Source organism: Pseudomonas sp. VMV1 (assembly GCF_056790235.1).
This window is the reverse complement of sequence record NZ_JBXGSE010000003.1, coordinates 62,332-88,733: the sequence shown is the minus strand read 5'-3', so window position 1 is coordinate 88,733 and position 26,402 is coordinate 62,332. Positions and strand designations below refer to the sequence as shown.

General features: G+C 62.6%; 22 protein-coding genes, 1 tRNA gene and 1 pseudogene. 11 read left to right on the top strand and 13 right to left on the bottom strand.

Features of this window, described 5'->3' with window-relative positions; translation table 11 throughout:
• The first annotated feature begins 242 nt into the window (after positions 1–242).
• The 8 genes from ACUCV0_RS10415 to ACUCV0_RS10380 all read left to right on the top strand — a co-directional run bounded on the left by ACUCV0_RS10415 (position 243) and on the right by ACUCV0_RS10380 (position 10,253).
• Positions 243–3,776 (top strand): response regulator, encoded by a 3,534-nt coding sequence (locus ACUCV0_RS10415; RefSeq protein WP_482212626.1) that lies wholly within the window; start codon positions 243–245, stop codon positions 3,774–3,776.
• Between the two features lie 3 nt (positions 3,777–3,779).
• A complete protein-coding gene (locus ACUCV0_RS10410; protein ID WP_482212625.1) occupies positions 3,780–4,598 on the top strand; it encodes a CheR family methyltransferase in 819 nt (272 codons plus the stop codon).
• A 1-nt stretch (position 4,599) separates the two neighbouring features.
• Positions 4,600–5,187, top strand: coding sequence for a chemotaxis protein CheB (locus ACUCV0_RS10405; RefSeq protein ID WP_482212624.1), 588 nt, complete (start codon positions 4,600–4,602; stop codon positions 5,185–5,187).
• Positions 5,180–6,376: a hybrid sensor histidine kinase/response regulator gene (locus ACUCV0_RS10400; protein ID WP_059313292.1), complete on the top strand. Its 1,197-nt coding sequence runs from the start codon at positions 5,180–5,182 to the stop codon at positions 6,374–6,376. Before ACUCV0_RS10405 ends, ACUCV0_RS10400 begins: the two co-directional genes overlap by 8 nt.
• 96 nt (positions 6,377–6,472) lie before the next feature.
• The gene (locus ACUCV0_RS10395; RefSeq protein ID WP_059313293.1) at positions 6,473–7,291 is read left to right on the top strand and encodes an NAD-dependent epimerase/dehydratase family protein; all 819 of its coding nucleotides are present in this window, start codon (positions 6,473–6,475) and stop codon (positions 7,289–7,291) included.
• Between the two features lie 11 nt (positions 7,292–7,302).
• Positions 7,303–8,181, top strand: a complete 879-nt coding sequence (locus ACUCV0_RS10390) for an SMP-30/gluconolactonase/LRE family protein (protein WP_323148976.1) — start codon at positions 7,303–7,305, stop codon at positions 8,179–8,181.
• A 172-nt stretch (positions 8,182–8,353) separates the two neighbouring features.
• Positions 8,354–9,613 carry an acyltransferase family protein gene (locus tag ACUCV0_RS10385; protein WP_174523121.1) on the top strand — a complete coding sequence of 420 codons (1,260 nt, stop codon included), beginning with the start codon at positions 8,354–8,356 and terminating at the stop codon, positions 9,611–9,613.
• Positions 9,614–9,671: 58 nt separating this feature from the next.
• Positions 9,672–10,253, top strand: coding sequence for a DUF4337 domain-containing protein (locus tag ACUCV0_RS10380; protein WP_482212623.1), 582 nt, complete (start codon positions 9,672–9,674; stop codon positions 10,251–10,253).
• Positions 10,254–10,269: 16 nt separating this feature from the next.
• On the opposite strand, the gene ACUCV0_RS10375 is transcribed toward ACUCV0_RS10380, so the two are convergent.
• The 9 genes and pseudogenes from ACUCV0_RS10375 to rpsU all read right to left on the bottom strand — a co-directional run bounded on the left by ACUCV0_RS10375 (position 10,270) and on the right by rpsU (position 19,408).
• Positions 10,270–11,037 (bottom strand): nuclease-related domain-containing protein, encoded by a 768-nt coding sequence (locus tag ACUCV0_RS10375; protein ID WP_482212622.1) that lies wholly within the window; start codon positions 11,035–11,037, stop codon positions 10,270–10,272.
• A 61-nt stretch (positions 11,038–11,098) separates the two neighbouring features.
• Entirely contained in the window at positions 11,099–12,646 is a 1,548-nt protein-coding gene (locus tag ACUCV0_RS10370) for a DNA/RNA helicase domain-containing protein (protein WP_482212621.1), read from the bottom strand.
• A 203-nt stretch (positions 12,647–12,849) separates the two neighbouring features.
• The gene (locus ACUCV0_RS10365; protein WP_482212620.1) at positions 12,850–13,845 is read right to left on the bottom strand and encodes an HNH endonuclease; all 996 of its coding nucleotides are present in this window, start codon (positions 13,843–13,845) and stop codon (positions 12,850–12,852) included.
• 3 nt (positions 13,846–13,848) lie between these two features.
• Positions 13,849–14,220: a nucleotide pyrophosphohydrolase gene (locus ACUCV0_RS10360; protein WP_482212619.1), complete on the bottom strand. Its 372-nt coding sequence runs from the start codon at positions 14,218–14,220 to the stop codon at positions 13,849–13,851.
• 329 nt (positions 14,221–14,549) lie between these two features.
• A pseudogene (locus ACUCV0_RS10355) lies at positions 14,550–14,894 on the bottom strand (site-specific integrase); the annotation flags it as partial.
• A gap of 127 nt (positions 14,895–15,021) precedes the next feature.
• Positions 15,022–15,098: transfer RNA gene (locus ACUCV0_RS10350), tRNA-Ile, on the bottom strand.
• Positions 15,099–15,203: 105 nt separating this feature from the next.
• Positions 15,204–17,057, bottom strand: a complete 1,854-nt coding sequence (gene rpoD / locus ACUCV0_RS10345; protein ID WP_482212618.1) for an RNA polymerase sigma factor RpoD — start codon at positions 17,055–17,057, stop codon at positions 15,204–15,206.
• A gap of 76 nt (positions 17,058–17,133) precedes the next feature.
• The gene (gene dnaG / locus ACUCV0_RS10340) at positions 17,134–19,041 is read right to left on the bottom strand and encodes a DNA primase (RefSeq protein WP_059313298.1); all 1,908 of its coding nucleotides are present in this window, start codon (positions 19,039–19,041) and stop codon (positions 17,134–17,136) included.
• A 151-nt stretch (positions 19,042–19,192) separates the two neighbouring features.
• Positions 19,193–19,408, bottom strand: a complete 216-nt coding sequence (gene rpsU, locus ACUCV0_RS10335) for a 30S ribosomal protein S21 (protein WP_007159750.1) — start codon at positions 19,406–19,408, stop codon at positions 19,193–19,195.
• Between the two features lie 205 nt (positions 19,409–19,613).
• Between rpsU and tsaD the strand changes: the two genes are divergently transcribed.
• Positions 19,614–20,639 (top strand): tRNA (adenosine(37)-N6)-threonylcarbamoyltransferase complex transferase subunit TsaD, encoded by a 1,026-nt coding sequence (gene tsaD, locus ACUCV0_RS10330; protein WP_482212617.1) that lies wholly within the window; start codon positions 19,614–19,616, stop codon positions 20,637–20,639.
• 45 nt (positions 20,640–20,684) lie between these two features.
• Here tsaD and plsY read toward each other — a convergent pair whose 3' ends face one another.
• On the bottom strand, positions 20,685–21,254 hold the full coding sequence (gene plsY, locus ACUCV0_RS10325; RefSeq protein ID WP_059313300.1) for a glycerol-3-phosphate 1-O-acyltransferase PlsY: 570 nt from the start codon (positions 21,252–21,254) through the stop codon (positions 20,685–20,687).
• 110 nt (positions 21,255–21,364) lie between these two features.
• Here plsY and folB point away from each other — a divergent pair, with 110 nt between their 5' ends.
• Positions 21,365–21,718, top strand: a complete 354-nt coding sequence (gene folB / locus ACUCV0_RS10320) for a dihydroneopterin aldolase (RefSeq protein WP_059313301.1) — start codon at positions 21,365–21,367, stop codon at positions 21,716–21,718.
• A complete protein-coding gene (folK, locus tag ACUCV0_RS10315) occupies positions 21,715–22,248 on the top strand; it encodes a 2-amino-4-hydroxy-6-hydroxymethyldihydropteridine diphosphokinase (RefSeq protein WP_482212616.1) in 534 nt (177 codons plus the stop codon). Before folB ends, folK begins: the two co-directional genes overlap by 4 nt.
• Before the next feature lie 129 nt (positions 22,249–22,377).
• Here the strand turns inward: folK and ACUCV0_RS10310 are convergent, their stop codons facing one another.
• Genes ACUCV0_RS10310 through ACUCV0_RS10300 form a run of 3 tightly spaced genes read right to left on the bottom strand, consistent with a single transcriptional unit; the run spans position 22,378 to position 26,367 of the window.
• On the bottom strand, positions 22,378–23,505 hold the full coding sequence (locus tag ACUCV0_RS10310) for a multifunctional CCA addition/repair protein (RefSeq protein WP_482212615.1): 1,128 nt from the start codon (positions 23,503–23,505) through the stop codon (positions 22,378–22,380).
• A gap of 52 nt (positions 23,506–23,557) precedes the next feature.
• Positions 23,558–25,099 (bottom strand): SpoVR family protein, encoded by a 1,542-nt coding sequence (locus ACUCV0_RS10305; RefSeq protein ID WP_059313304.1) that lies wholly within the window; start codon positions 25,097–25,099, stop codon positions 23,558–23,560.
• Positions 25,096–26,367, bottom strand: a complete 1,272-nt coding sequence (locus tag ACUCV0_RS10300; RefSeq protein ID WP_059313305.1) for a YeaH/YhbH family protein — start codon at positions 26,365–26,367, stop codon at positions 25,096–25,098. Before ACUCV0_RS10300 ends, ACUCV0_RS10305 begins: the two co-directional genes overlap by 4 nt.
• Positions 26,368–26,402: the final 35 nt, after the last annotated feature.

Genomic DNA, 26,402 nt, shown 5'->3' with positions numbered 1-26,402 from the left:
AGGCTGCGTCCGGAGTCGATCGGCGAGGTTGGGAGTCGGCGCCAGCCAGGGCGACAGCCTTAGCGAGCGGGCGTCTCTGTCCTGGCGAGCGTGCACTCCCCAGGCGGTTTCGCGAGGGGCCGGCCAAGGCGCGCCAGGTCCCCGAGCGGTGCCCGGCCGTGACTTCCTGGTGACGGCCTACCCCGTAGGCAGAGGCTTTGCCGTCGCCGATCGTTTCGTCCCGTACAAGGCTTTCAGACCCCATGAATCGCGAGTCGCCCCTCGATCAGAAGCACTTCAGCAAGATCCTCAAACGCAATCTCTCGCTGCCTCTGAGCATCGGCGTCTTCAGCGCGATCTTTTTCATCGCCATCATCTATTACCTGCTGCGGGTCACCCAGTGGGTCGAGCACACCGACCGCGTCATCAGCGAGGCCAACGCCAACTTCCGGCTGGTGGTCGATCTGGAAACCGGGATGCGTGGCTACCTGCTGAGCGGCAACACCAGTTTCCTGCAGCCCTATGAGCGGGCCCTGCCCGACGTCGAGCCACAGCTCGATGAACTCAAGAATCTGGTCAGCGACAGCGCCGTACAGATTCGCCGGCTGGAGCGGATCGCGGCGGTGCACCGTGAGTGGCGCCAGTATGCGAGCCAGGTGATCGAAGCGCGGCGGCTGGGTGGCGACTTCCAGACACCGCTGAGTGACGGCCAGGGCAAGAACCGCATCGACAGCATCCGCCGCGACTACACCGATTTCATCGCCTACGAAGAGCAGATGCGCGCCGAGCGCACCGAGACGGCCAGCCGCATGACGGTGGTGTTCGTCGCCGCCTTCCTGATCGTCAGCCTGCTGCTGTCGGGCATCATGGCCTTCTTTGGTCGCCGCGAACTCATGCGGCTCTCCGCCACCTATACCGGCCTGCTCGACCAGCAGGCCGAGCACACCGAGAATCTGGAGCGGCAGAGCTGGTTCCGCTCGGGCCAGAATCAGCTGTCGGAGGCCGTCATTGGCCAGGCGGCGCTGGCGCCCTTGGGGCAGAGCATCCTGCAATTCCTGGCGCGCTACCTGGGCGCCGCCGCTGGCGCTCTCTATGTCCGCCTCGATGACGGCACCCTGGAGCGGGTAGCCGACTATGCCCTGGATGACGAGGGGCGTCGCCGTCGCCAGCGGCTGGCACCGGGCGAAGGCCTGGCGGGCCAGGCCGTACTGGAAGGGCGCGCGGTGGCGCTGGACCAGCTGCCCGCTGACTACCTCAAGGTCAATTCGGCCCTGGGGGAGCGCCAGGCCAGCGCCGCGCTCATCGTGCCCATCGAGAACGACGGTCGGGTGAATGGCGTGCTCGAACTGGGCTTCCTGCGCGCCCTGCAGCCACAGGACAAGGAGTTGCTGACGCTGATCGCCGACTCCATCGGCTCCTCCGTGGAGGCGGCCCGTTATCGCCAGCGCCTGCAGCAGGTGCTGGCGGAAACCCAGCAGCTCAACGAAGAACTGCAGGTGCAGCAGGAAGAACTGCGCACGGCCAACGAAGAGCTGGAGGAGCAGTCCCAGGCGCTCAAGGAATCCCAGGTTCATCTGGAGCAGCAGCAGGCCGAGCTGGAGCAGACCAACGAGCAGCTGTCCGAGCAGGCCCAGGAACTGCTGCAACAGCGCGATGTGCTGGATGACCGCAACAATCGCCTGAACGAGGCCCAGCAATTGCTGGAGGACCGTGCGCGCGAGCTGGAGCGGGCCAGTCAGTACAAGTCCGAATTCCTGGCGAACATGTCCCACGAGCTGCGCACACCGCTGAACAGCTCGCTGATCCTGTCCAAGTTGCTGGCGGACAACCCGGCCGGCAACCTGAGCGGCGAGCAGGTGCGCTACGCCGAGTCCATCTATTCGGCGGGCAACGATCTGCTCACCCTGATCAACGACATTCTCGACATCTCCAAGGTCGAGGCCGGCATGCTGGAGATCCGCCCGGAGCAGATGTCCGTGCGCCGCCTGGTGGAAGCCCTGAAGACCGCCTTCGAGCCAGTGGCCCAGAACAAGGGCGTCGGCTTTGAGGTGGAGCTGGACGCGCAGATGCCAACGTCCTTCTTCAGCGATCGGCAACGGGTCGAGCAGATCCTCAAGAACCTCCTGTCCAACGCCTTCAAGTTCACCGAACACGGCCAGGTCACCCTGCGCCTGTCCCTGGAGGATGGCCAGCCCAGCTTTGCCGTCAGGGATACCGGCATCGGCATCGCCGCCGAGCAGCAGGAGCTGATCTTCGAAGCCTTCCGCCAGGCGGACGGCGCCATCACCCGTCGCTATGGCGGTACCGGGCTCGGATTGTCGATCTCCCGCGATCTGGCGCTGTTGCTGGGCGGTACGCTGAGCGTCACCAGCCAGCCGGGCGAGGGCAGTACCTTCACCCTGCGTCTGCCGCTGGAATACCAGGAAGCCGCTGCGCCCACTCTGCCAGTGACGCCGGTGAGCGCGCCTGCCGTGGCTGCTGCCCCGGTGTCCGCGCCCACGCCCCTGGCGACCCTGGCCGCTACACCGCGTCCCGCGCCGGCGCCGGTCACCGAGGCGGCGGCACCCGTGGGTGCGGCCTTCGCCGACGACCGAGACAACTGGCCCTATCCGGATCGCCGGGTACTGGTGATCGAGGACGAAGTGCCCTTCGCCCAGATCCTCTTCGATCTCGCCCATGAGCTGAAGTACAGCTGCCTGGTCGCCCATCGTGCCGAGGAAGGCTTCGCCATCGCCCTGGAATACCGCCCCGACGCCATCCTGCTGGACATGGGGCTGCCGGATCATTCCGGCCTCACGGTGCTGGAGCGGCTCAAGGAAAATCCGCTGACCCGCCACATCCCGGTGCACGTGGTCTCGGCCTCGGACCGCGTCGAGACCGCCATGCACATGGGCGCGGTCGGCTATGCCATCAAGCCCACCACCCGTGACGAACTCCGCGAAGCCTTCACCCGCCTGGAGTCCAAGTTCGCCGCTGGCATCAAGCGCGTGCTGCTGGTGGAAGACGACGCCCTGCAGCGCGACAGCATCGCCAAGCTGATCGGCGACGTCGACGTGGAGATCACCGCGGTGGAGATGGGCAGTCAGGCCCTGGAACTGCTGCGCGACGAGGTCTACGACTGCATGGTCATCGACCTCAAGCTCCCCGACATGGAAGGCGGCGAGCTGCTCGAACGCATGGCCAGCGAAGACATCTGCTCCTTCCCGCCGGTCATCGTCTACACCGGTCGCAGCCTGTCGCGTGACGAAGAAGCCACGCTGCTCAAGTATTCGCGCTCCATCATCATCAAGGGCGCTCGCTCACCGGAGCGGCTGCTCGACGAGGTGACCCTGTTCCTGCACAAGATCGAGGCCGACATGCCGCTCGATCGTCAGCGCATGCTGGAGAGTGCCCGCAGCCGCGAGAAGGCCTTCGACGGCCGCACCTTGCTGCTGGTGGACGACGACGTGCGTAACATCTTCGCCCTCACCAGCGCCCTGGAGCAGAAGGGTGCCAAGGTGGAGATCGCCCGCAACGGCCTGGAAGCCCTGGAAAAGCTCGACAACAGCGACACCATCGACCTGGTGCTGATGGACATCATGATGCCGATGATGGACGGCTACGAAGCCATGCGCGAGATCCGCAAGCGACCGCACATGAAGAAGCTGCCGATCATCGCCATCACCGCCAAGGCGATGAAGGACGACCAGGAGCGCTGCCTCGCCGCAGGTGCCAGCGACTACCTGGCCAAGCCCATCGACCTGGATCGGCTGTTCTCGCTGATCCGTGTCTGGATGCCCTCGCTGGAGCGCCTGTAAGTCATGAGCGAACGGCTGCAGGACATCGAGCTGAGGTTGCTGCTGGAAGGCGTCTTCCTGAGATACAGCCACGATTTTCGCAATTATTCCAAGGCCTCGCTCAAGCGCCGGGTGCTGCAGGCGCTGACACGCTTCGACTGCCCGAGCATCTCGGCGCTGCAGGAGCGGGTGCTGCGCGATCCGGCGCTGTTCGCCGAGCTGCTGCAATTCATCACCATCCCGGTGAGCGAGATGTTTCGCGATCCGGGCTATTTCCTCGCCCTGCGCCAACAGGTCGTGCCGGTGCTGCGCACCTATCCCTCGCTCAAGGTGTGGATCGCCGGTTGCAGCACCGGCGAAGAAGTCTTCTCGATGGCCATCCTGTTCCAGGAAGAGGGGCTGCTCGACCGTACCCTGTTCTATGCCACCGACATCAATCCGCGCTCCATGGAGAAGGCCCGCCAGGGCATCTTTCCGCTGGAGCGGATGCGCGCCTATACCGCCAGCTATCAGAAAGCGGGCGGCACCCGGGCCTTCTCCGACTACTACACCGCGGCCTACGACGGTGCCCTGTTCGACAAGTCGCTGATCGCCAACGTGACCTTCGCCGACCATAGCCTGGCCACCGACAGCGTCTTTTCCGAGACCCAGCTGGTGTCCTGCCGCAACGTGCTCATCTACTTCAACAAGAGTCTGCAGAACCGGGCGCTCGGCCTGTTCCACGAGTCCCTGAGTCACCGCGGCTTTCTCGGCCTGGGCAGCAAGGAGTCGCTGGACTTCTCCGCCTATGCCAGCCACTTCGAGCCGGTGGTGAAGCAGGAACGCCTGTTCCGCAGGCTCTAGCATGTTCCCACCCGTGAAGCCGTTGCGCCTCATCGTCATCGGAGCCTCTGCCGGCGGGCTGCAGGTGCTGCTGCGTCTGTTCTCGACGCTGCCAGCCAGCTTCCGCCTGCCGCTGGCCGTGGTCCTGCACCTGCCGGACGACCGCAATTCGCGCCTGGCCGAGCTGTTCCAGGCGCGGCTCGCCCTGCAGGTGCGTGAAGCCGAGGACAAGGACGCTATACTGCCGGGCACTCTGTATTTCGCGCCGCCGGGTTATCACCTGCTGGTGGAAGACGACTTCACCCTGTCGCTCTCGCGCGACGAGCCGGTGCAGTTTTCCCGGCCGTCCATTGATGTGCTGTTCGAAAGCGCGGCCGATGCCCTGGGTGAACAGGTTTGCGGCATCCTGCTCACCGGTGCCAACCATGACGGGGCCAGTGGCCTGCACGCCCTGGCTCAGAACGGCGCGGTGACCGTCGTCCAGTCGCCGCAATCGGCCGAGGTGCCGACCATGCCCGAGGCGGCGTTGAAGAGATTCCACCCGGATTTCGTGCTGGATGTGCCGGGCATCCATCTATTGCTCATCGAGCTGGAACGCGACCATGGCTGAAGTACCCGTCGAGCAGGCGAAGATCCTGCTCGTAGACGACCTGCCGGAGAATCTCCTGGCACTGGAAGCCTTGCTGCGTAGCGAGGCGCTGGAGATCTTCCAGGCCACCTCCGCCGAAGCGGCGCTGGAGCTCCTGCTGATGCACGAATTCGCCCTGGCGATCCTCGATGTGCAGATGCCCGGCATGAACGGCTTCGAACTGGCGGAAATGATGCGCGGCCTGGAAAAGACCCGGCACATCCCCATCGTCTTCGTCAGCGCCGCCGGTCGCGATCTCAACTATGCCTTCAAGGGTTACGAGAGCGGTGCGGTGGATTTCCTGCACAAGCCCCTCGATGTCCATGCGGTCAAGAGCAAGACCCGGGTCTTCGTCGACCTCTACTGGCACCGCAAGCGCCTGGCCGAGCAGCTGGTGGCCCTGGAACAGAGCCGTCAGGAGCAGGAGATCCTGCTGGCCGAGCTGCGCCAGACCCAGGTAGAGCTGCAGCAGGCGGTGCGTACCCGGGACGACTTCATGTCCATGGTATCCCACGAACTCAAGACGCCGCTCAACACCCTGATGCTCGAAGCCCAGCTGCGCCGCATGTACCTGGACAAGGGCAAGCTGGAAGCCTTCACCCCCGACAAGCTGGCTGGCATGGCCGAGCGTGACGAGCGCCAGATCCAGCGCCTGGTGCACCTGATCGACGACATGCTCGACATCTCGCGCATCCGCACCGGCAAGCTGTCCATCCGCCCCTCGCAGTGCGATCTCGCTGCCCTGGTGAACACCGTGGTGGACAGCTTCGCCTCGCAATTCGCCGCCGCCGGCTGTCCCGTGGAGCTGCACGCCGAAGGTCCGGCGCCCGGGTTCTGGGACGAATTCCGCATCGAGCAGGTGATCACCAACCTGCTGACCAACGCCATGAGATACGGCGCCGGTCGGCCCGTGGAAATCTCCCTGCGCAGCGACGGGGCCGAGGTGGAGCTGAGCGTCAAGGACCACGGCATCGGCATCCCGGTGGAGCACCAGGCACTGATCTTCCGCCAGTTCGAGCGCGCCAGCGGTACCGAGAACATCGCCGGCCTGGGCCTGGGGCTCTACATCGCCGACCAGATCGTCAAGGCGCACCGCGGCAGTCTGCACGTGGAAAGCATCGCCGGACAGGGCGCGACATTCAGGCTAAGGCTGCCCTGCCTGTCCGCTTAGGTAGCATTGACAGGACCCTGGGCGCTCGCGAGAATCGTGAAAAGAGGTGGGATGTCGTACCTCTTGCCAGATAACTCCATAAGAAGGCACCCAGTCATGTCCGAAGCCCGCTCATCCCATTTCCACCGTCTGTTGCTGACCGGCGCCGCCGGCGGTCTGGGCAAGGAGCTGCGTCAGCGGCTCAAGCCCCACGCCGAGATCCTGCGCCTGTCCGATATCGCCCCGATGGATGCCGCCCAGGGGCCGGCGGAAGAGGTGGTGACCTGCGACCTGGCGGACAAGGCTGGCGTCCATGCCCTGGTGGAAGGCGTCGATGCCATTCTGCACTTCGGTGGCATCTCCACCGAGCATGCCTTCGAGCCCATCCTCGAAGCCAACATCCGCGGCACCTTCAACCTCTATGAGGCTGCGCGACGCCACGGGGTGAAGCGCATCATCTTCGCCAGCTCCAACCATGTCATCGGCTTCTATCGCCAGGATCAGCGCATCGACGCCAGCGTGCCCCAGCGTCCGGACAGCTACTACGGCCTGTCCAAGGCCTTTGGCGAAGACCTGGCGACCTTCTATTTCGACCGCTATGGCATCGAGACGGTGAGCATCCGCATCGGCTCCTCATTCCCCGAGGCGCAGAACCGCCGCATGCTCGCGACCTGGCTGAGCTACGAAGACCTGACCGACCTCATCCTGCGCAGCCTGACCACCCCCGATGTCGGCCACACCATCGTCTATGGCGCCTCCGACAACCGCGACAGCTGGTGGGACAACCGCCTGGCCGCGCACCTGGGCTTCCAGCCCAAGGACAGCTCCGAGCAATTCCGCGCCAAGGTCGAGGCCCAGCCCATGCCGGCGGCGGACGATCCGTCGAGGGTCTACCAGGGTGGTGCCTTCGTCGCCACCGGTCCCTTCGACGACTGAGGAGGGCCGCCATGACTGCCGAATTGCTCGTCGATGCCCGCAACGCCACTGGGGAGTGCCCGGTCTGGCACGTTGCCGAACAGGCGCTCTACTGGGTCGATATCCCGGCCAAACGGCTGCATCGCTGGACCCCGGCGGGTGCGCTGGACAGCTGGAGCGCACCGGAAATGCTCGCCTGCATCGCCGCGCGCGAGGGCGGCGGCTGGCTCGCCGGCCTGGAAAGCGGTCTCTTCACCCTGCAGACCCAAGCCACCGGTCAATTGACCGGCGAACGCCTGGTCGCCCTCGATCATGCCCAGTCGGCCATGAGATGCAACGATGGTCGCTGCGATCGCCAGGGCCGTTTCCTGGTGGGCACCATGGTGCAGGACATGGCCCAGGGCGCGACTGCGGGGCGCCTCTACAGCCACACGGCAGGTGAGGGCGCCAGGTTGCTGCTGGACGACCTCATCGTCCCCAACGGCCTGGCCCTGAGTCCCGATGGCCGCACCCTCTACCTGTCCGACTCCCATCCCAGCCGCCAGCTGATCTGGGCCTTCGACTACGATCCCGATACGGGAACCCCCAGCAATCGGCGACTGTTCGTCGACATGAACGCCCATCCCGGCCGGCCCGACGGCGCCGCGGTGGATGTGGACGGCTGCTACTGGATCTGCGGCAACGACGCCGGTCTGATCCACCGCTTCACCCCTGATGGCCGCCTGGATCGCTCCCTGGCTGTGCCAGTCAAGAAGCCCGCCATGTGCGCCTTCGGTGGGCGCAACCTGGACACCCTGTTCGTCACCTCCATCCGCCCAGGCGGGGATCTCGCCGACCAGCCACTGGCCGGCGGGCTGTTCGCCCTGGATCCCGGGGTGCAGGGATTGCCCGAGCCCGCCTTCGCGGGCTGAGCGGCAGTCGAGCTCAGCTGCAGCAGGACTCCTGGCGGAGGGGTCCTGGCTCGCCCTCTGACCAACGCCTGGTAATCCCAGGACACCGGTTGTCATGCTTTTGTCATGAGTAGCGGCAAGAGGCGAGCCCGGGCGGCTTATAATCACGCTCTACCTGCCGTAAAGCGCCGCCATGACCCCCTCACCCGCACTCCGCCCCACCGCCCGTTACTACGGCCTGGAATGGCTGAGATTCCTCATGGCGCTGTACATGGTCGTCTACCACCTGGGCGGGCTCTATAGCGATCTGCCGGACGCCTTCCGCCGCCTGGCCGGCATGGGCTTCTTCGCCACCAGCACCTTCTTTCTGCTCTCCGGCTTTCTGCTGGCCCACGTCAGCCTGGATCGCCAGGGCGCGCTCAAGGGCAGCTCGCGCGGCTTCGTGCTGCGCCGACTGTGCAACCTCTATCCCATCCATTTGCTCACTCTGCTGGTGGCGCTAGGCCTGTCCTACTGGCTGTCCCAGGACTCCTGGCTGGAGCACGGGGTGCCGGTCTACTACAACCAGCATCCTTATCTGCAGCTGGAGGAGGGCAGCGAGCTGGACGAAATGCTGCCGCTGACCTGGCTGGCCGCTACCACCCATGTGCTCCTGCAACTGCTTCTGCTGCAATCCTGGGAACCGCGCTTTCTCTGGCTCAACGGCGCCGCCTGGTCGATCTCGGCACTGCTGTTCTTCTACCTGCTGTTCCCGCTGCTGGGCCCGCGACTGATGCGCCTGCGCCGCTGGGCCCTGGCTGCCGCCGTGCTCTGGGGGCTCTATCTGCTCGGACCGCTGGTGGCCACCTGGGCCCAGGCCTTCGATACCGTCACCGTGGGCGTCATCCATCGCAATCCGCTGATCCGCCTGCCGGAGTTCCTGCTCGGCATCCTGCTCTATCGCGCCGTGCAGGAGCCCTGGGTGGCCGAGACGACCCAGCGCCTGCGCGTACCTCTGCTGCTGTTCGGCCTCACCGGCCTGTGGCTGGGCGCCCTGCTGCTGGAAGGCGATGGCCGCCGCTGGTTCTACCTGGTCCACAACGGCCTGCTGACGCCCTTCCAGGCCGCCGTGCTGCTGGCCTGCGCCACCTTCGGCGAGCCCGGCCGCGCCGGCGTGCGCCGCCTGGCCCAACGCCTCGGCGAGGCCTCACTGTGCATCTTCGCCGTCCACACCCCGCTGATCGGCGTGCTCGAACCCTGGACCCGCACCCTGCTGGGCTGGATGCACCTGGCCGGCGACAGCCTCGAAGACCTGGCAGAAGACGTCGGCGAGGTGCTGGCGCTGCCCATCCCCATCCCCGGTTGGATGCTGCCGCTGCACCTGGTGCTCATCGTCCTGCTCGGCCTGGCCATGCAGCGCTGGGTAGCCGGCCCGCTAAGGCGCTGGCTGCAGGCACGCTTGCCCAACTCTTAAGAAGGCCTTAAGCCAGCCCGACTAGCCTCGCCGCAGGAATCCGCAGCGGAGCTGAACCTTGTCCAGCGAATACGAAGTCCACGGCCCCCACGACCACGAAGTGGAACACGCCGCTCACAGCGCCCATCGCCGCGACAGCCTCACCGGCCGCATCGCCGTCACCACCGCCATCCTCGCGACGCTAGGCGCGCTCTGCGCCTACCAGGGCGGCAACGCCGAGAGCCTGGCGCTCTACTACAAGAACGAAGAAGCCATCGCCAAGACCGAAGCCGCCAACCAGTGGGGCTACTACCAGGCCAAGGGCGAAAAGCAGAACCTCGCCGACCTCGGCGCCGCCCTCGCGACCAACCCCGACACCGCCCAGCGCTTCACCCAGGACAGCCAACGCTACGCCCAGCAAAAGGCCGAGATCCGCACCAAGGCCGAAGCCCTGGAAGTGAAGGTGCAAGCCAACGAAGCCCTGAGCGAAACCCAACTCCACCGCCACCACCGCTGGGCCCAGGCCACCATGCTGATGCAGGTCGCCATCTCACTGGCTGCCATCACCCTGCTGACGCGGCGGCGCTGGTTGCAGGCGGCGGTTTATGGGGTGGCGGGGGGAGGGGTAGTGGTTGGGGTGCTGGCGCTTCTGCACGTCTGAGTGCCAAGACCTGGCTTCAAAGGCATTGCATCGTCCGACATTTGGGAAATGCCGAGCAGCCCCAGAATTGCTGTCCGGCCTTTGTTCCCGATTTCACCGTACGTATCAGCAGCGCACTGCCACATGTGGGGCATTGCCGCTCTGCCGTTTGATCGCTTCTGCGCTTGAGAGTCTGCACATGCGCGCGGTGGGTAGCGAGTGTCGGTGCGCGACGACCGGTTTGCAGGGCATGCAGCATCTTTTCAACGTCAGCGGCGCTGAACACCGGTTGCTGGAATGACCGGATATAGCGAATGAAGCCGATGCCCTGGGTCACGTTGGCCGGCATCTCGGTCTTGAAAGCACTGCTGCCCACAAAGGTGATGACTGAATGGAGATGCTCTGGGCTGAGGCCTAGGATCGCTTCCAGCGCCTTGAGGTGCTTGTAGTTCTGCCGCAGCGGATTCTGAAATTTGAAGGTGCGCTTGTAAAGCTTTTGCGTCCACTGCGCCTGGCGTTCGCTGCCAAAGATCCAGCCACTCATGTTCTTCGTCTCCACGACGAAGATGCCGTAGCGCGACAAGTAGATATGATCGATTTGCGTGGTGCCATCGGGCATAGGCAGGGTCACATTGTGCAGACGACGATAGGTCTGTTTGTCGAGCTGCCAATGGGCAAAAAGGCGTACTAGCAGCTCACCTAGATACCCTTTCACCCAGGGTGACTTGAGCAGGCCGATGGCGAAGGCGAGTGGCAGCAGCCAGAAAAGCGTAGGCGCGAAGGGCGCCAGAAGGGAGAAGTCCATTTCCCAAGTCCTGCAGGTGACAAGGAATCGCCTTGAGATAGCTGACGGAACCAAAGCCTATTCAGCGAAATCGGTCGACATTGGTACGCAGAAATTCCTGCAGCGCTGGGTTGACTGCATATAGCCAAATACCTTTCTTGGCCCTTGTGAGCAAAACATAGTAAATGTTTCGGATTGCCTGGTCTCTTAGTGCTGGGTCTATCCATTTGCTGAGCAGTGGCTTGTCCGCATTCTGGCTGTGCTCGACTTCAATCCGTCCATTTCTTAAGACGAAGTCCGGCCCAAGAATTACGCCTACATAGTCGTATTCGAATCCTTGCACCGTGTAGATCGCGCCGACTTCTTCATTGAACCCCAAGGGCGTGTTCCATGCCTTGAACTCCATTTTTCGATTCCAGCGAGCCTGCCAAGACCCGATATGAATGTCTTTGCCTGTTCCAGGAGTATTTTTCGTTACCCAATTCCAGCAATAGCCCGCCACGATCCGGCAGGTGTTATTGCCATGTCCCAGGGCACGAAGCGATGCCTCCATGGCTTGTGGGGAGGAGGCGACTTTCACTGGAAATGCAGACTTGGATAAGTAGGATTGGGCCAGTCCCTGGATTGCAAGCTTGTGTACCCAAGCGACATAGTCATCGGCGCCACCACAGCGAAGCTGTTCGTTGAGTTCATGCTCGACCAGATGAAAATCACCTTGCTCCGCAGCCGTCCTGATGTCATCGACGCGGCACGTTTCTGCAGGGCCTATCCATTGGCAATCATCGATCAGAAAGACGATGAGGTGCTTGTCTTTCATTAGCGATGCGGCTTTTTCTTTCGTTAGGCGATGAGCTTCGTCGATTACGAGATAGGAGGTGTCAGCTCTGCCGTTTGACGCAAAAGAGAGGTCTTTAATACATTGTCCAATTGCGGCGGACTTTACGTAGTATTTTGGATTTTTACCAATCTGCATCAGGTACTGAACCAGTTTCATAGCTAGAACGGTTTTCCCTGTACCAACCAGCCCTTTGACGATCACGCACGTTCGCTTTTCAACGTTCTGTATTAACGGAGCGATCTTCCGAAATGCCGAAACCTGCTTTTCGGTCGCTTTAAACAGAGCGCTACAGTTCAGCTTTTCACTAAAATTGACGATGAATGAGTCGGAGTATCGCAACCGAGGCATGGTTAGCTGTGTCAATGCGTCGGTTTCCGCCTTTAGCCGGGATAAAAGGGCCGTCGCGTCCGATCTGGAATGGCTTTTAGACAATAGCAATGAGCTGGCCAAAGATGTTCGGTATGTCTCTGAGCGCAGCAGCTCTCCTTCCAACCGCTCCTCATAGTTGTGAAGGAAGGCTAGGGAATGGAATGTAGGCGAAACATCGCCAAAATCCAGAGCATGTTCTAGTGCTGTTCGGTAGACATTCACCTGCTCGCAAGGGTGTATCGTCGTATAGGAAGGAGATGCATTAACGTACAGCCAGGAGACACCTAGGTTGTCTCTAAAGGTCACTGATCCCTGCGTCCACTGCTTCAGCTCAACTACGACCACCTGCGGGCCGTCTACGTCTTCACCTGCAAGAATGCAATCGGCACGCATTGAACCAATCGGCATTGGGTACTCGATCAAGATGTGCCCTCTAGGAAGCAACTCCTGAGCTTTGAGTAGGGAAGCGAGTGCAGGAAGCGAGTATTTCCACGACCGAATTTCAGCATCGGAAAGCGTCGAGTCAGGAAATATTAGGGGGTAATCGGCACATAATCTGTCGGTAAATTCTGATGTGTCTGCGACGTCGCAAAACTTTTCTATGCTCAGGGTAGCCAACGCCGCCATCATAGCACCATGCTGAATTTCATCCCCAAAGCGGCCTTATCAGGGACATGCTTTGGATCTTTCGGAAGTCGTATCTTCCGACCATGTAGGGACTGGTAGTCGGAACCGAGAAGCGCCTCATGAAGGTGTATTGAGCCGTGCTCGTCTACCTTTAGATAGCCGAGATCGTAGAGGGTATGGATATCCGCCCGTAGTAGTAGACCATTCTGTACCGCATTTGAGTTTGCCCCGTCGTAGGCTTTGATGTGTGCAGCTTCTAACACTGACTCAATGCCACAATCAGTCACGGCACATCGATAGTCATACGCCTCCAGTAGGCGACTGCGAAACCTTGGTTGCCCCTGACGGCTCACCACAGCGCGAAGAATCTTTTTACGGCCATCTATCTCGCTGCTCGCGTCAAAAACGTCGTAGTGACCTACTTCCTCTCTGAGCTGTGCTACCTCGTTCTGAATTGCTGAGAGCGGGACATGAGCCTTTAGCTCCTGTTCAACGAAAGCATCCAAGCTACCGTAATCGAGACGGATACGCTCTGTTCTCGCATCGGAAATCTTTACGAAACCCCTGTAGGCCCGATTGAGGTACGAAGCGAAAGGTTCTTCAGTTATCTGCCCTGAAATAGTCTGAGGGGGACTAAGGAAATACATGTATTCCCAGGTATTGCCCTTGCCATCCACCCCCCAAACGCGTTGGGCGATAGACCTGCTGTGGAGCTTACCGACCACGGTCGCGAAATAGTGGTACCGATTGTCAAAAGCCGTCAGCACCAGATCTCCCACTTGCATTGATTTCCAAGTGGGAACGTTACGAGCTCCGGGAACGGCCCCCCATGCGAAGAAGCCAGCCTGATCGGGCATCAGGGATTTGAAGTAATCTGCTTCTTGGCTGGGTAATTCCTCCTCCAGGAGGGTGAAGGGTGCTGGGTTGGTAATCGAGTCATCCAAGTGTTTCCGCGCTTCCTTGTCACCTGCGGTGAACACAAATATCTGGCGCATCCTTCAATACTCCGTGTACTTCATGGACTTCCCTCGCACCAACGCCGACGGGTATTTGCTCGCATTCAGCTCTAGTTTCTCCTCAGCGGCAGCCAAGGGATCGATGCCAGTGACGGAGCAGAACCTCATCAGGTATATGAAGACATCAGCTATCTCATGCTCCACTGCAGTCTTTTTCTCTGCAGAGAGCGTTGCATAGTCTTCGCTACCGTCTTGCCACTGGAAGATCTCCATGAGCTCAGCTGCCTCTATGCTCATCGCCATGCTCAGGTTTTTTGGGGAGTGGAATTTCCCCCAGTCACGCTCCTGAGAAAACTGATCGATCTTATGTCGCAGCCTATCAAGTAGATCTGTCGATTTGGTCGGTTCTGACATGAGTGTACGGTCTCTTAAGATTCTCGATTCCGTTGGAATGTATCAATTCTGTAGGCTGAGCAATAGGCTCAGCGCTGGACGAGTAGTTTCTATTGCCCTCGCCCGGCCGTCCTCCCGCGGGAATATCTAAATAGGTTCTTTATGGCACGTGGATGGACTGAGGAAGAGCTAACAGCTGCGGTGGAAGCCTATCGAAGCATGGTTCGGATGGATGCTAGCCGCGAGAGATTCTCAAAAGCTCGCATCTATAGGGCGCTGGCTGAAAGGTTCGGGCGAAGCAGCAAGGCGTTCGAGTACCGCATGCAAAATATCTCAGCGCTCTATCATCAGCGGGTATCGCGGTAGGTGGCGATGATCTCGGTGGAGAGGGCGGCCATGGAGTATTTGCCCAGGTGGCTGATTAGCTGCTGGGCTTTGGTGGCTTCGGCGCGCTGGGTGGTCGGCTTCTTGGTGGGGCTGATTTCGCTAAGGTAGCGCTTCAGGGCCACTTCCAATGTCATGCGCTCGGAGCCGCTGCGCTGGATGTACATGCCTCTGACCATTTCGTCTTCCGTACGACCTGCCCAATCTTCTGCATCGCGCTTGGTGCGAAATGTTTTCGTATTAGTTGGCCAGCCGGATTTACGTACCAGAGCCTTCCAAGTACCTGCAGGGGTTTTGACGATTGTGGCCATATTGAGCGAGCTCCAAGGAGTACAGGCGAACCGGCACCGTACTGAATTTGTACCTTGGGACTATAGGACTGACTGCTCCGCGTTTCCATCGCGCAAGAAAAAGCCGCGCAGTGCGCGGCTTTCAAGGTGGTGGGCCCACACGGACTCGAACCGTGGACCAAAGGATTATGAGTCCTCTGCTCTAACCAACTGAGCTATAGGCCCTATAGCGCGGTGGAGTATACCGGGGTGGGGGAGGATCGCCAAACCCGTGTCGGGCATAAAAAAACCGGAGCCTGGGCTCCGGTTTTCTGGTGCAGCGGGGGCGCCTTACTCGTCGAGGAAGGAGCGCAGGTGTTCGCTGCGGGACGGGTGGCGCAGCTTGCGCAAGGCCTTGGCTTCGATCTGGCGGATACGCTCGCGGGTGACGTCGAACTGCTTGCCCACTTCCTCGAGGGTGTGGTCGGTGTTCATGTCGATGCCGAAACGCATGCGCAGGACCTTGGCTTCACGGGCGGTGAGGCCGGAGAGCACGTCGCGGGTGGCTTCCTTGAGGCTTTCGCTGGTGGCCACTTCAATCGGGGACTGCATGGTGCTGTCCTCGATGAAATCGCCCAGGTGCGAATCCTCGTCGTCGCCGATGGGCGTCTCCATGGAGATCGGTTCCTTGGCGATCTTGAGCACCTTGCGGATCTTGTCCTCGGGCATCTCCATGCGCTCGCCCAGCTCTTCCGGGGTCGGCTCGCGACCCATCTCCTGCAGCATCTGGCGGGAGATCCGGTTCAGCTTGTTGATCGTCTCGATCATGTGCACCGGAATCCGGATGGTGCGCGCCTGGTCGGCGATGGAGCGGGTGATAGCCTGGCGAATCCACCAGGTGGCATAGGTGGAGAACTTGTAGCCACGGCGGTATTCGAACTTGTCCACCGCCTTCATCAGGCCGATGTTGCCTTCCTGGATCAGATCGAGGAATTGCAGACCGCGGTTGGTGTACTTCTTGGCGATGGAGATCACCAGACGCAGGTTGGCCTCGACCATTTCCTTCTTGGCGCGGCGGGCCTTGGCCTCGCCAATGGACATGGCGCGGTTGATGTCCTTGATCTGCGAGACTTTCAGCTCGTAGGTACGCTCAAGTTCAGCCAACTGGGCCTGCTTGGCCTGGATGTCGGCCTGGAAGCGCTCGAGACCTTCGGCGTACTTGGGCTTGCCCTTGAGCAGGCCGGCGGTCCACTCGGTGTTGGTCTCGTTGCCGGGGAAGTGGCGCAGGAAGTCGGCACGCGGCATACGCGCATCGCGCACGGCGAGTTGCATGATGGCGCGCTCGAGGCCACGGACGCGTTCCAGGGACTCGCGCACGCGGATCACCAGGGCTTCGTACTGCTTGGGCACCAGCTTGATCGGCGAGAACAGCAGGGCCAGGGCGACGAATTCTTCCACGGCGTGGTCGTTATCGCGGCCGTGCTTCTTCAGCACCTTCTTGGTCTTTTCCAGCTGCTCGGCGACCGCGCCGAAACGCAGGCGAGCCTCTTCCGGATCCGGACCGCCGTCGCCTTCTTCCTCGTCGGCGTCGTCGCTTTCTTCTTCCTCGTCCTTCTCGTCGTCCACGGCCTTGGCATCGGTGGCCTTGTTCGGGACGGGCAGCTCATTGCTCTCGTTCGGCAGGGTGCCGTCGTCGGGATCGATGTAGCCGGCGAGGACGTCGGACAGGCGACCGCCTTCGGTGGTGACGCGGGTGTATTCGCTGAGGATGTAGTCGACGGTACCCGGGAACTGGGCGATGGCGCCCATGACTTCGCGGATGCCTTCCTCGATGCGCTTGGCGATCTCGATCTCACCTTCGCGGGTCAGGAGCTCCACGGTGCCCATTTCACGCATGTACATGCGCACCGGGTCGGTGGTGCGGCCGACATCGCTCTCCACCGCGGCCAGGGCGGCAGCGGCTTCTTCGGCGGCGGCTTCGTCGGTATCCGTCTCGGCCAGCAGCAGGGCATCGGCGTCCGGCGCGGTTTCGAATACGTTGATCCCCATGTCATTGATCATGCGGATGATGTCTTCCACCTGTTCCGGATCTGAAATATCCTCCGGTAGGTGGTCATTGACCTCCGCGTAAGTCAGGTAACCCTGCTCACGACCGCGGGCGATCAATTCTTTCAGACGGGATTGCTGTTGCGCTTTTCCGGACATAGGTACCCTTCCACTGAAGGCTTAGGCGGGCAAAAATAGCTGAACATTATAGCCGGTTAGACGGTGGTCGTGCCAGTTAGGTCACGGACCCCGCCGGACGGCTGAGGAGTTCGCGTAGGCGGTCCTTGTCTTCGGAGCTCAGCTCGCTCTGTCGCGCCTTGCGTAGGAGTTGCTCCAGCGAGCGATCACGCTGGCTGGCGGCTAACCTCGTTATGGTGTCGAAAAACTGTTGTTCAAGGTTGTCGCCGGCAATCAGCCATTCTTTTTCCGCCAGGGCGCGCAGCAGTCGGCCCTGTTCGGTGCCGTGCCAGCGGGCGATGAGCGCCAGGGTGCTTTGCCCCGGTTTCTTCTGCAGCGCCTCGACCAGGGCGACCAGCAGCTGGGCGTACTGATCGCTTTCCTCGGCCAGGTTGCGGGCGTCCTGTACCGCCTGGGCCAGGGTCGGGTGGTGCAGCAGGCTGCGCAGCGCGGCCAGTACCGGCGTCTCCACCTTGACCGGGGGCTGACGTGGAATGCGCTCGCCGCCACCCTTGCCGTTGAAATCCTTTTTCCAACCCTTGCCATCGCGCCCGCCCTTGCCGTCGCGGCGTGGCGTCCACTGCTGCTGTGCGGGGGCTTCTTCGGCATGGGCATAGGCATAGTCGCCATAGTCCATGGGAGGAGCGTCCTGCGGCGGCGCGGCGGGTGCCAGCTGGCTCAAGGCGTCGTTGCCCAGGCCAGTGAGTTCGCTCAGGCGCTGGCGCATCAGCAGCCGCAGGTTGTTGCCAGGGATCTTCTCGATCAGCGGCGCCGCCAAGGTGGCCAAGTGCGCCTTGCCCTCCAGGGTGGCCGGATCCGCCTCGATCATGAGTTGCTGGAAGAAGTACTCGGCCAGCGGCTGGGCCTGCTGGACAAAGCGCGCCTGGAAGGCATCCGCGCCTTCGGCACGGACCAGGGTATCCGGGTCTTCGCCTTCGGGCAGGAACAGGAAGCGCACCCGAAAGCCGTCCTTGAGCACCGGTAGTGCCGATTCCAGGGCGCGCCAGGCGGCGCTACGGCCAGCCTGGTCGCCGTCGAAGCAGAACAGGATGCTCGGCACGATGCGGAACAGTCGCTTGATGTGCTCTTCGCTGGTGGCGGTGCCCAGGGTGGCCACGGCATTGCGGATGCCTTGCTGGGCCAGGGCGATGACGTCCATGTAGCCTTCCACGACCAGGATCTCGTCCAGGTCACGGTTGTGCTTGCGCGCCTCGAACAGGCCGTAGAGTTCCTGGCCCTTGTGGAACACCGGGGTCTCCGGCGAGTTGAGGTACTTGGGCTTGTCGTCGCCCAGCACGCGGCCGCCAAAGGCGATGACCCGACCACGGCTGTCGCGGATGGGGAAGATCACCCGGTCGCGAAAGCGGTCGTAGCGCTTGCCGCTCTCAGCGTTTTCCACCAGCAGGCCGGCATCGAGCATGGCCTTCTGCTGGAGGTCATCGCCGCCCAGGTGCTTGCCCAGGTTGTCCCAGCCGGGCGGGGCGAAGCCCAGACCGAAGTCACGGGCGATCTCGCCGGTCAGGCCACGCTTCTTCAGGTAGTCCACCGCCGCCTGGCGCTTGGGGTGGTTGCGCAGCGCCAGGCGATAGAACTCGGCGGCTGCGGCCAGCAAGGGGTAGAGCGGGGAATCCGTGGGTTGTCGCGGCTTGCGCCGGCCGCCGCTCTCTTCGCGTGGTACTTCCACGCCGGCGCGCTTGGCCAGCTCCTCGACCGCCTCGGGAAATTCGAGGTTGTCGTGGTCCATGATGAAGCCCAGGGCATTGCCACCCGCGCCGCAGCCAAAGCAGTAGTAGAACTGCTTGTCAGGGCTGACGCTGAAGGAGGGCGTCTTCTCGTTATGGAAGGGGCAGCAGGCCATCCAGTTCTTGCCGGCCTTCTTGAGCTTCACCCGTGCGCCCACCACCTCGACGATGTCGGTGCGATTGAGCAGGTCGTCGATGAAGCCTTGCGGGATGAGTCCGGCCATGGTCAGCGTCTGGATAGAAGGGCGAAGAGCGGAGGGTGGAGCGAGGAGGGCAGTCTAGCGCCAGAGGGCGCCAGGGCGAAACGGGAAGGCCAGAAACAAACAACCCGACCAGAGGTCGGGTTGTCTTATAACGCCAGAGGAGCGCTGTAACTCAGTACAGGCGCTCGCGACGGCGCTGCTCGCGCTGTACTTTCTTGGCGTGACGCTTGACCGCGGCGGCAGCTTTACGCTTGCGCTCAGCGGTGGGCTTTTCGTAGAACTCGCGGCTACGAACTTCGGCCAGTACACCGGCCTTCTCGCAGGAACGCTTGAAACGACGCAGCGCTACGTCGAAGGGTTCGTTTTCTTTGACTTTGACGTTGGGCATCCAGGTCGTACCTTCAAATTTACCGAGGTTTAATCCAACGCTAGCGGCAAAAGGGCACGGGAAGCGTCGGTTTTTAAGGGTTGCGGATAGTAACTCTTCAACTGCCTTGCTGCCAAGCCCCGGCGGACGAAAAGCGCTGGCCGGTGCTGGAAGCGGCGCTTATCATGCGCAGCCTGACATCTTATACCCTCGAAGGCTTATCTCCATGCGTGTTCTGGGACTGGAAACGTCCTGCGATGAAACCGGCGTCGCCCTCTACGACAGCGAGCGCGGCCTGCTGGCCGATGCGCTGTTCAGCCAGATCGATCTGCACCGCGTCTACGGTGGCGTGGTGCCGGAGCTCGCTTCGCGCGACCACGTCAAGCGCATGCTGCCGCTGATCCGCGAAGTGCTGGACGAGGCGGGCAGCCGCCCTGAAGACGTGGACGCCATCGCCTATACCGCCGGTCCCGGTCTGGTCGGCGCCCTGCTGGTGGGCGCGGCCTGCGCCCAGGCATTGGCGCTGGCCTGGGGCGTGCCCGCCTTGGGCGTCCACCATATGGAAGGTCATCTGCTGGCGCCCATGCTCGAAGAGCAGCCGCCGCAGTTTCCCTTCGTCGCCCTGCTGGTCTCCGGTGGCCACACCCAGCTGGTACAGGTGGATGGCATCGGTCGCTATACGGTGCTGGGCGAGTCCCTGGACGACGCTGCCGGCGAGGCCTTCGACAAGACCGCCAAGCTGTTGGGCCTGAGCTATCCGGGCGGACCGGAAATCGCGCGCCTGGCCGAGCGTGGCGTCCCAGGCCGCTTCGTCTTCCCGCGACCGATGACCGATCGGCCGGGGCTGGAATTCAGCTTCAGTGGTCTCAAGACGTTCACCCTCACCACCTGGCAGCGTTGCAAGGCCGCCGGTGACGATGGCGAGCAGACCCGCTGCGACGTCGCCCTGGCCTTCCAGACGGCGGTGGTCGAGACCCTGACGATCAAGTGCAAGAGAGCGCTGAAGCAGGCCGGTCTGAAGTCACTGGTGATCGCCGGTGGCGTCAGTGCCAACCAGGCGCTGCGCCAGACGCTGGAGCAGATGCTTGGCGAGCTGGGTGGTCACGTCTTCTATGCTCGGCCGCGCTTCTGCACCGACAATGGCGCCATGATCGCCTATGCCGGTTGCCAGCGGTTGCTGGCTGGTCAGCAGGAGGGTCCGGCCATTGCCGTCAAGGCGCGCTGGCCCATGGAGCAGCTGGCGGCGCTCTGAGACGGGCGGAAGGCGTCGCTGGGCAATCCCCGTGCGGCGCCAGGGTCAAAAATGGCGCTCGGTCCCCTGACGCAGGGCGCGCAGATTGTGTCTATGGCGAATCAGGATGAGCAGCGCGAGCAGCAGCATCGGCGCCAGCAGGTCCGGGCGCTGCCAGGCAAACAGCGGCAGGATGCCGAGCAGCGCCACCAGCGACGCCAGGGAGGCGATCCGGAGCGTGGCGAACACCGTGGCCCAAAGGGCGAGCCCCAGCAGGGCAGCGGGTGGATAGACCCCCAGCAGCAGACCGGCGGCCGTGGCGACGCCCTTGCCGCCTCTGAAGTGGAAGTACAGCGGATAGAGATGACCGACCACGGCAGCCAGGCCAATCCAGGCCTGCTGCAGCGGCGAGAGTCCCAGCTGCTGAGCGATGAGCACGGGAATCAGGCTCTTGCTCAGGTCGCCGGCCAGGGTCAGCAGCGCCAGCTTGCGTCCGGCCAGACGCAGCATGTTGCTGGCGCCGGGATTGCCGGAGCCGTCGTGACGCGGGTCGCGAGTGCCGAACAGGCGACTGAGCAGCACGGCGAAGGAGAGCGAGCCCAGCAGGTAGGCCAGCAGGAGCAGCAGCCAGAACATGGTAGGGTTCCGCGCCAGGAGAAGGCTCGATTCTACCGACAGCCCGCCGCCCGACGATAGGCCGGCGGCGACGATCAAACAGAGCACGGCAAAGGTGCGAGGCAAAGGCAGTGGACAAGGTTTTCATCGAGGGGCTCGAGGTCGACACCGTGATAGGGGTGTACGACTGGGAGCGTGACATCCGCCAGTGCCTGCGCATCGATCTCACCATGGGCTGGGACATCCAGGCGGCGGCCGAGAACGACGAGCTCGAGCACACTTTGAATTACGCAGCGGTGGCCGAGCGCATCACCACCTTCGCCCACGAGACCGCCTTCGAACTGGTCGAGACCTTTGCCGAGCGCCTGGCCGCCTTGCTGCAGGCGGAGTTCAAGTTGCCCTGGCTGCGCTTGCGCATCACCAAGCCCGGCGCGGTGCCGACCGCCCGTGGCGTGGGTGTGGAGATCGAGCGGGGGCAGGCGTGACCCGGGTCTATCTGGGGCTGGGCAGTAACATCCAGCGCGAGCAGCATCTGGGTATGGCCCTGGACGAACTCGCGATGCTGCTGACCGATATGCAGTGCTCGCCGGTGTTCGAAAGCGAGGCCGTGGGTATCCGCAGTGCGCCTTTCTTCAATCTGGTGGTGGCGGGTAACACCGACCTCGATCCCACGGCCCTGAGTCAGAGACTCAAGGCCATCGAAACCCGCAGTGGCCGCTATGCGCCGGATCGCCAGGGCTTGCCGCTGGACATCGACATCTTGCTGCATGGCGATCTGACCGGCGAGTTCGAGGGCCTGACGCTGCCGCGCGCCGAGATCCTGCGCAATGCCTTCGTGCTCTGGCCGCTGGCCTTGCTGGTGGGCGAGCGGCGGCATCCGGACAATGGGCGTAGCTTCAACGAGCTGTGGCAGGAAATGCGTGCCCAGACCAACCAGGTGTTGCGGCCGGTGTCTTTCGGTTGGAAGGGGATCGAGCTCACCCCAGAGACACTGCTTGGCACCAAGCTAGCGTAGCGCGGTAGTTGTTGGGCTTCGCTGCGCTCAGCGCCAACCTACGGGAGTGCCACTTGTCTCCCTCTACCGCTGGGAGAGGGCTGGGGTGAAAAGGCTCGGGTGCGAGGGCTCCACTGCGCTCAGCCCAACCTACGAAAGCTGTGCCAGGGCGTCGATGCGGGCCTGCTTGAGGGCCTCGCCCAGGGCCGCGCCCTTGAAGCCCTGGGCCACCAGCGGCTGTACCTCCACCCCGCGCAATACTTCGGCAGCCTGGCGCAGCAAGGCCAGCGGCGGCTCGCCCTCGTCGGTCCTGACCGTCGCCGCACAGGCGCAGGCCTGGAGGAATTCTTCGAAGCGCGCCGGACGCCGCAGCACATCGAACCCTTGCAGCAGCTCGAACCAGGCTTCCGGTGTCAGCTGCCGAGCCTGCAGGGCCGTGGGCCAGTGGCGAGCCAGCAACAGTGCCAGTTCGGCGGGTTCGCGCGGGACCTTGAGGCGGGCGCTGATCGCAGCGTGCTGCTCTTCGGGTACGTCCATCAGCAGACAGGCCCAGCGCACATTCAGCGACGCCTGTACCTCTGCCGTCTGGCGCAGGGTGGCATAGAGCCGGGCACCCGGTTCAGGCCGATCGGCTACGAAGCGTGCCACGACTTCCGGCAAGAGCACGGCCAGGGCACCGCAATCGTGCAGTACCCGAATGAAGACATCGGGGCGCTCTTCGAGCAGGGCGCGGGAGATTTCCTTCCACAGCCGTTCGGCGGTCAGGGCATCCAGCTCGCCGCTGGCGACCATCTCCTGCATCAGCAGCAGCGTCTCGGGCGCCACCTGAAACCCCAGGGTGCAATAGCGGGCGGCGAAGCGGGCTACGCGCAGCACACGCAGGGGATCTTCGGCGAAGGCCGGGGAGACGTGGCGCAACAGGCGCGCCTGGAGATCGGCGCGCCCGCCATAGGGGTCTATGACATGCCCCTCGTCATCCTCGGCCATGGCATTGACGGTAAGGTCGCGGCGGATCAGATCCTGTTCGAGGGTGACGTCGGGTGCGGCATGAAAGGTAAAGCCGCCATAGCCGCGCCCGCTCTTGCGTTCGGTACGGGCCAGGGCGTACTCCTCACCCGTCTCGGGATGCAGGAAGACCGGAAAGTCGGCCCCTACCGGGCGAAAGCCCTGGGCGGCCAGGGCCTCGGCGGTGGCACCCACCACGACCCAGTCCACTTCGGTGACCGGTCGGCCGAGCAGGCGATCGCGTACAGCGCCGCCTACCTTGTAGATTTGCATAGAAAAAGACCTCCTTGCGGAGGCCTAGGATAGCGTGAAAGACCAGGTCGACTCAGATCGGCGAGGCCAGATCCAGACGGCGGTCTTGGTCGCGACTCTCGTGGCGGGGTGGAACAAGGAAGCTCTGGGCGACGTCTTCGCCCCTCATGCTTTCCAGGCGGATGTCGAAACCCCAGAGCCGGTGCAGGTGCTTGAGCACCTCGTCCGTGGAATTGCCCAGCGGCTTGCGATCATGCTGGAAGTGGCGAAGGGTGAGCGAGCGATCACCCCGCCGGTCGACGTTCCAGATCTGCACATTGGGCTCGCGATTGCCCAGGTTGTACTGGGCCGCAAGTTGCTCGCGGATCAGGCGATAACCAGCGTCGTCATGGATGGCCGCTACCTCCAGTTCGTCGCGCTGATCGTCATCGAGAATGCTGAACAGCTTGAGGTCGCGGATCACCTTGGGCGAAAGGTACTGCAGGATGAAGCTCTCGTCCTTGAAGCTCTTCATGGCGAAGGTGACGGTGGCCAGCCAGTCGCTGCCAGCGATGTCGGGGAACCAGCGGCGGTCTTCTTCCGTAGGGTCCTCGCAGATGCGCCGGATGTCGCGGAACATGGCGAAACCCAGGGTGTAGGGGTTGATGCCGCTGTAGTAGGGGCTGTCGAAGCCCGGCTGGTAGATCACCCCGGCGTGGGATTGCAGGAATTCGAACATGAAGCCTTCGGTCACCAGGCCCTCGTCGTAGAGATCGTTGAGCAGGGTGTAGTGCCAGAAGGTAGCCCAGCCCTCGTTCATCACCTGGGTTTGGCGCTGGGGATAGAAGTACTGGGCGATCTTGCGCACGATGCGGATCACCTCGCGCTGCCAAGGCTCCAGCAGCGGGGCATGCTTTTCCAGGAAATAGAGGATGTTTTCCTGGGGTTCGGCGGGAAAGCGCGCGCCCTCGTCATGCAGCTCCTTGCCGGCCATCTTGGGAATGGTCCGCCAGAGATCGTTGACCTGGCGTTGCAGCTGCTCTTCGCGTTCCTTCTGCCGCTGGCGTTCCTCGGCGGCGGAGATCGGATAGGGCCGCTTGTAGCGATCCACGCCGTAGTTCATCAGGGCATGGCAGGAATCCAGCAGCTCTTCCACTGCATCGATGCCATGGCGTTCCTCGCACTGGGTGATGTACTGCTTGGCGAACACCAGGTAGTCGATGATGGAACTGGCATCGGTCCAGGTGCGGAACAGGTAGTTGCCCTTGAAGAAGCTGTTGTGGCCATAGCAGGCATGGGCGATCACCAGTGCCTGCATGGTCATGGTGTTCTCTTCCATGAGGTAGGCGATGCAGGGATCGGAATTGATCACGATCTCGTAGGCCAGGCCCATCTGGCCGCGGCTGTAGTGCTTCTCGGTATGCAGGAAGTGCTTGCCGTAGGACCAGTGGTTGTAGCCGATGGGCATGCCGACGGAAGCATAGGCATCCATCATCTGCTCGGCGGTGATCACCTCGATCTGGTTGGGGTAGGTGTCCAGCGCATAGCGCTTGGCGATCCGGGCGATCTCCCGGTCGTAGGTCTGGATCAGCTCGAAGGTCCATTCCGAACCGGTAGAGATGGGCTCACGCTTCATGACACGAGTCTCCGCTGGAACAGTTCGCGGAACACGGGATAGATATCTCCCGCCGAGACGATCTGCTGCTGCGAGAAGGAATCCGGGAACGCACCGCGAACGTTCTCGTACTCGTACCACAGCGCCTGGTGTTCGCGCGGGGTGATCTCCACGTAGGTGTAGTACTGCATGAAGGGCAGGATCTGCTTGGTCAGGATCTCCCGGCAGATGGGCGAGTCGTCATTCCAGTTGTCGCCGTCGGAGGCCTGGGCGGCATAGAGATTCCACTCGTTGACCGGGTAGCGCTCGGCCATGACTTCCTGCATGAGCTTGAGGGCGCTGGAGACGATGGTGCCGCCGGTTTCGCGGGAGTAGAAGAACTCTTCCTCGTCCACTTCCTTGGCGCTGGTGTGGTGACGGATGAACACCACCTCGATGCGCTCGTAATTCCGCTTGAGAAACAGGTAGAGCAGGATGTAGAAGCGCTTGGCGATGTCCTTGGTGGCCTGGGTCATGGAACCGGAGACGTCCATCAGGCAGAACATCACCGCTTTCGAGCTGGGGCTGGGCTGCTTGGAGAGCAGGTTGTACTTGAGGTCGAAGGTGTCTAGGAAGGGCACCTTGTCGATGCGCGCGCGCAGTCGCTCGATCTCGACCTCCAGCGCCTGGATGTCGCCCAGGTTGTCGGGTTCCTCCACGCGCAGCCGCGCCAGTTCCGCCTTGGCTTCGCGCAGCTTGTTGCGGCTGCCGCCGGAGAGGGCGATGCGCCGGGCATGGGAGGCGCGCAGGGTGCGGATGATATTGATGCGGGCCGGATTGCCCTCGTTGCTGATGCCGGCGCGTACCGTCTTGAAGGTGTCGGTGCCGGTCAGTTGCTTCTTGACCAGATTGGGCAGCTCCAGGTCTTCGAACATGAAGTCGAGGAACTCGTCCTGGGTGATCTGGAAGGCGAATTCGTCCATGCCTTCGCCGCTGTTGCTGGCCTTGCCCTGGCCCTGACCACCGCCGCCGCCCTGGGGGCGCGGGATGCGTTCGCCGCTGACGAATTCCTTGTTGCCCGGATGGACGATGGTCTGGCGTCCGCCCTTGCCCTGATAGAGGGCGGGCTCGTCGATATCGCGAGCAGGAATGCTGATCTGCTCGCCGTGTTCCATGTCGGTGATGGAGCGCCGGCTCACGGCTTCCTCGACCGCCTTCTTGATGTGCTCACGGTAACGCCGCAGGAAACGCGTGCGGTTCACCGTGCTCTTGTTCTTGCCGTTTAGACGCCGGTCGATGACATAACTCATACAGGCCCTCCGGGCTATTGCAGGACGCCACGACG